Annotated in this window: 5 protein-coding genes; all 5 read right to left on the bottom strand. The window is 56.9% G+C overall.

The features are described 5' to 3' along the window. Positions 1-492 (bottom strand): shikimate kinase (locus tag IIA05_12820; GenBank protein MCH9027972.1); only part of this gene is annotated, 492 nt, incomplete at its 3' end. A 91-nt stretch (positions 493-583) separates the two neighbouring features. Next, the gene (locus IIA05_12815) at positions 584-1,876 is read right to left on the bottom strand and encodes a hypothetical protein (GenBank protein MCH9027971.1); all 1,293 of its coding nucleotides are present in this window, start codon (positions 1,874-1,876) and stop codon (positions 584-586) included. A gap of 28 nt (positions 1,877-1,904) precedes the next feature. Further along, the gene (locus tag IIA05_12810; protein ID MCH9027970.1) at positions 1,905-2,711 is read right to left on the bottom strand and encodes an outer membrane lipoprotein-sorting protein; all 807 of its coding nucleotides are present in this window, start codon (positions 2,709-2,711) and stop codon (positions 1,905-1,907) included. A gap of 2 nt (positions 2,712-2,713) precedes the next feature. Beyond that, positions 2,714-5,317: an MMPL family transporter gene (locus IIA05_12805; GenBank protein MCH9027969.1), complete on the bottom strand. Its 2,604-nt coding sequence runs from the start codon at positions 5,315-5,317 to the stop codon at positions 2,714-2,716. 13 nt (positions 5,318-5,330) lie between these two features. Then, positions 5,331-5,507, bottom strand: coding sequence for a hypothetical protein (locus IIA05_12800; protein MCH9027968.1), 177 nt, complete (start codon positions 5,505-5,507; stop codon positions 5,331-5,333). Between the last annotated feature and the right edge of the window lie 26 nt (positions 5,508-5,533).

Here is a 5,533-nt window from a genome sequence, read left to right as displayed (position 1 = left end):
TACTTTCCGGCTATTCGTATCAATCGTCAGATCGGCCATTTTCTCGTAGATCGGCTCTCTTTGCCGGGCGAGTTTCGCCAACGTTTCTTCGGGGCTTTCGCCATCCAGCAAGGGCCGGTTGGCAACCAGTCTTGTACGCCTAAGCTGTTGCGTGATGCTGGCGCGCAGATAAACCACACGCCCCCTTTGCGACAGCCTGCTCCTGTTCTGCGGGTCGAGCACCGCACCACCGCCGGTAGCCAGTACGATGGATGGCAGTCGCGTCAGGCGTTCAATCGCCACTGCCTCGCGCTGGCGAAAACCGCCCTCTCCTTCCTTTTCGAAAATGAACCCGATATCGACGCCGGTCTGTTCCTGTATTTCGAGATCGGTATCGTAAAACTGCAACCCCAGTTCCTTGCCGAGCCGCCGCCCGACCGCGGTCTTTCCGGCGCCCATCGGGCCGACCAGAAATATACTCGTGCAACTGCCTTTTCCAGCGCCTGGGTGCATTGCAATAGCTTAACCGGCCAATGGCGTGTCCCGCCACCCGCACACGATCGTACAAACGACAGTTTTCTCCCTGGCCTTCGCTCTTTTTCGATTAAAAACTATATCGGGCACGCAAAAAAGCGTTGCTGTTGTCTTCGAGTTGTCCAAAAAATGTGTATTGCTCCCTGCCGCCAAACAGGTTGGCGCCGCCGGTGAAACTCCAGGCGTCGTCCATCCGGTAACGAACCTGGGGTCGCAGGTAGTAATCGCTGTCGCTCGGAGACACGAACACAAATAGCGAGTGTTGCCACCGGTCCCGCTCATCGCGGTAGGTCAGCCGTGTGGTCAGCAAGGTACGCGTTTGCCCTGCCTCATACTGTGGTGTCGGTGAATTCTGCAGCAGCCGCCCGTGGTTCGCTGTCCATTCGCCATACAGCTGCAAGCCAAGGCTCAGGCGAGCAACCAGCTCTCTTTCATAACCGAGCAACACCCGCAGTTGCGAATTGGGGATCAGCGGATCGGCGCCCGAGCGATCGTCCCGGCTATCGTAAGAAGCAAATTCGAAACTTGCGATGCCACCCAATGCCGGTCGGCGCAGGCTCGCACCATAAACGTTGAGCCTGGGAAAGAACAGCGTCTGCTGCGCCGTGACGCCCAGCGGCTGTTTCCAGAAACCGAAATAAACATAGGCCGCGTATTCAACGGAACCCGCGGTCTTGTACAACCGTGCGGCAAGCTCACCATTGCCTGGGCTGCGCCCGGGCTTTTGCGCCGCCAGCGGTGGATCGGGCGTAACAATATTGCCTACGACAGCAGAGAAAAATGAGAAACGCTTGCCATTCAGATAATCGTCAGCGGTAAAAACCGGCGTCCAGACCAGGTCGATGTTGAGGGCCTTGCCGTATACGCTCGCGCGCACGGTATTCGATGGGGCCTTGAGGTACTCATCGTCACGGCCACCGAAAAAGGAAACGAAGTCTTTCGGAAACAAGTCATTCAAGAACAGGAAATCGCCGGTACCCCAGGTCAGTATCTGCCGACCGACCTCGATATCCACGTTGGCGGTTGGCGCGAACATCAACGCCAGCTCACGAACATCGGTATCCAGCGTCGCTTCTATATCGTCAGCATAAAGGTCTGCTTTTAGCGCCAGCGACCATCGATCACGGACCAATTCCGATTCGCCGCGAAACCTGATCTCGGCCAGCGTTGTGCGCCGTCCGATGGCGGATTCGCCCTGCAAACGGCCCCCGAAACCAGCCTCGACGAAGCCATGGAATGGCATTCTCCCCGCTGTTTCCTCACCCCACTCGTCGCCCCAATCGTCTTCAACGACCTCGCCTTCGACCTGGGCGGCCAGCGCGCACGAGAAAAACAGCAGCAGTACATGAAGAGGCAATTTCATGGCGATAACTCCAGCACAACGGCTGCGGCTATCTGGATGGCCGCTTCAGCCATTGGCGTGGCGGATTGCGCAGCGAGCGTTCGCTGAAAATTTCTTCCGGCAGTCCCAGGTCAAAATGGATATAGCGAAATTCCAGCAGCGTATGCCCGCCTCGCTGCAAATCTTCAATTTTCGAACGAATGACCGTTGGATGCCCCTGTATCGATTTGACTTCAAGCACTTCAACACGCCGGTAAATTTCGCCGATCTCGTTGATATATTCGATTTTCATCGGCAGAAAGGTTTGCTTGTCCACCCACAGGGTGTAACTCTTGAATTCTACCGTGGCCGGATGTTTTGGCGTACTCTCCAGCACGTAGTACTGAGCGTCGCTGTCTATCAGCGCGTGGTGGTCGTCATTCGGATTGCGTCCGGAAACGTCTTCGTAAAAAAAATGCGACCCGACAAAACTGGTTCGCTTGTCGCCGGCCGAAATACGTTTCACCAGGTCCAGGCCAGGCAGGTACAACCAGCGATCGTCATCGCCGTCGACGTGCTTTGCCACCTGGAAAACCATGCCGCGCACATCGGCAGGGCGGCTGAAGAACACCATGAAATCCTGGTCGCCGCCGTCTTCGCGGTCACGCCTGAGAATGGTGAATTGCCGCAGCTGTTCGCGGCCCTGGCTATCCCTGATGCGCATCCGCGCGTCGCTGCGGCCATCGTCACCGGCATAATAGGCGGCAAGATTGGTTCGGTGGATAATTTCAGCTGCATCGGTGAGATCCGCTGCACCGGAAAATACCGGCAGCCCCATCAGCGCCGTCGCCAGACCTACAGCGAATCCTGCTTTCATATTCAACCTCCTGAGGATGATTTCCTTGCACCGCCGGAACGGTGTGGCTCGGGCAACAGGCGGCCTCGCAGGATACTTAACATCGCCGGCAGCAATACCAGGGTAACGATCGCCGAGACAGCCATGATTCCTGCCAGGAATGCACCAACCGTTACATACGGCAGCAGCGGCGAGAACAGCAGCGGCGTAAAGCCGATAGCGACGACAATTGTATTGCGAGTGATTGCCCGAGCCGGCCCCTTGAACACTCGGTTCATCGTCAACGCAAAAGAGCCGGTTTCCTGGTGGATTGCCCGTGCGCGTTCCAGAAAGTGAATCGCGAAATCCACTGACAGGCCAAGGGTCAGCGCCGAGAGCACGGCGATCGGCATGTCATAGTCCTTGCCGATAAAGCCGATCAGGCCATAAATCAGGGTAATCGTGATGGTTAGCGGCAACATGGCGAGCAGGCCGTAAAAAAACGATCGAAACAGTACGATCATCATGATGAGCACCACGACGAAAGCACCGAGCAGGCTTTTGACCATACCCGCCACCATCGCGTCTTGCCAGACTACATTGATATAGGTCTTGCCCGCCCATCTGCTGCTCAGGTCCGCTGGCAACGGGTGGCCGGCCAGGTACTCATCGAACTGTTCCATAACCTCACTCATGTCCTGGTTATCACCGCTGCGCAATTGCAGCCAGATGACCGCAGAACGGTAGTCTGGCGTGACCATGTGCCAAAGGTCATTCGGGCGATGGGAGGATTGATAGACCAGCAGAGTCTGGGCTATCGCGGCGGTCGTGTCCGGGATTGCGAAATCCGACGGCGCACCGCTGAGCAACTCGCGGTTGACGGTTTTGACCAGGTCCGGCAGCGCGTTGGTCTTGCCTACATGAACACTGGCCACCAGTACCTGCTGCAAGGTTTCGATCAGCCGCACGGCCTCGGGTTGCTGGAAATACTTTGCCTGGCTTTGCGCGGCCTCGGCAGACTCAAGCAAGTCCTCAAGATAAGGAATTTCCACATCGGTAGCGCCGAACAACGCATCGTCCAGCGCCGTGACCATGGCATCCAGCCACTCACCAGGATCATCCGCGCCGGTTTGCTCCGCCACATCCTGCCAGATCGCATCCAGTTCCACCCCGTCCCGCCGGGCACGGTCGAGAATTTCCTCTGCTTGCGCGGGCAACTGTCGGTAAGCATCCTGCCCCTGATACCGCAGCACCAAGAATGCGTCGTAGGTGCCGGCAAAATGGCGGTTAAGCGCTTCGTCGGCAACCCGGATGCGGTGATCCGACTTGAACCAATTCACCGGATTGTCGTTGATCTGGATACGGGTTACGCCTAGCACGCTTAGCCCGAAAACAACTACAAAGGCGATCACCAGCTTCACGGAATTGGCCGTCGAAAACCGGCCAAGCGGCGGTAACAGGCGCGACAACATTCCCGGCTTGCCCCGCCCGCGGTGTGATTTTTGCAACGCTCTGAGCTGGGCCGGGCTCATACGCACAACGTAGGCAGGAACAAAAACGATGGTCAGCAGAAACGCGAGCATGATGCCAAAGCCCACGAATATTCCAAAAATCTGGACGGGAGGAATCGGCGTTAACGCCAGCGACAGGAACCCTATGATCGATGTGACCGAGGTAAATAACATGGGCCTGAACAAACGACCGACGACCTTGCGGATCGTCACCCCGGCATCGTCACCCTCGTCAAAAGTGTCGGCGAACTCCGACAGGATGTGCACGGAGTCCACGACCGCGATGGGCATCAGGAAAATCGGAATCATTGAACTCATGATGTGGACGGTATAGCCCATGCCGATCATCAGGCCCATCGCGGAGATGACGGTCGCCATTGCAACGATCATCGGCGCAACCACCAGCGCGGCGTTGCGGAAGAAAAACCACATCAAGAGAAAAATGGCCAGCCCTGCCAGTGGCGCTGATATTCCCATCTGGACGAACATTTCGTAGCCGAAAGTGTCCTCGGCCACCGGCAGACCGGTAATGTGGTAACTGTCGGTTGCGCCGCTCTCGGCAAGCGATCGATCGATAATCTGTTCGATCTCGCCGGAAATCCGGTAGCTTTGGTCCTTGCTGACAATCGGAACATAAATCGCCGCCGTCTTGCCATCTCCGGACACCAGCGTATTCATCAGCAAGGGCAACCGTTCTACCGCCTCACGGATCGCCAGCGCCTGCTTTGCGGTCTGCGGAGCCTCGTGCATCAGCCAGTCGAAGCTGATCGCGCCGACGCCATCCTGGCTGACATTATCTACCACTGACAGGGACATCAGGTCATGGCGCACTACTCCATCAATTTTGAGAATCTCCCGACTGACACGATGCATCGCCGCCAGCGAGCGGACGTTGTAAATGCCGCCCGGGTCGTCGTCATTGACCGCGCCAACCACAATCGCATCTGAAAGACCGAACTCCTCCTTGGTCTGGTTGTGAAACACGCGATCGGGCTGCTCCTGCGGGAGCATGTTTTCAGGATCTGTATCGATTTCGATCGATGGTATTTGCAAGCCCAGCCCCAAGGTCAAAAGGGCGACAAACAAGTAGATCGTCCGGGGTCTCGACGTGGCCAGCCTGGCAATCCAGTGAGTCATGGCAGGCAGCTCCCTAAAATTGGTCCAGCGGAAGTTTGAGATAGCGCGTTCCGTTGTCTTCAGGTTCCGGCAACGCGCCCGCGCGAATATTGACCTGGATCGATGGAAGAATCAGCGCCGGCATATCGAGCTGGGCATCCCTGGCGATACGCATCTTGACAAACTTATCGACGTTGCTGGACTCGTTCACATGAATATTGTGCTTTTTCCCATTGC

It is taken from the genome of Pseudomonadota bacterium (assembly GCA_022572885.1).
Taxonomy (GTDB): domain Bacteria; phylum Pseudomonadota; class Gammaproteobacteria; order Steroidobacterales; family MnTg04; genus MnTg04.
The sequence above is the reverse complement of the archived record's forward strand: the minus strand, read 5'-3'. Positions and strand labels throughout refer to the sequence as shown.

Bases quoted from the DNA above. Each gene is read 5' to 3' on its own strand.
- IIA05_12805 (MCH9027969.1), bottom strand. From the start codon at position 5,317: ATGACTCACTGGATTGCCAGGCTGGCCACGTCGAGACCCCGGACGATC.
- IIA05_12810 (MCH9027970.1), bottom strand. From the start codon at position 2,711: ATGAAAGCAGGATTCGCTGTAGGTCTGGCGACGGCGCTGATGGGGCTG.
- IIA05_12815 (MCH9027971.1), bottom strand. From the start codon at position 1,876: ATGAAATTGCCTCTTCATGTACTGCTGCTGTTTTTCTCGTGCGCGCTG.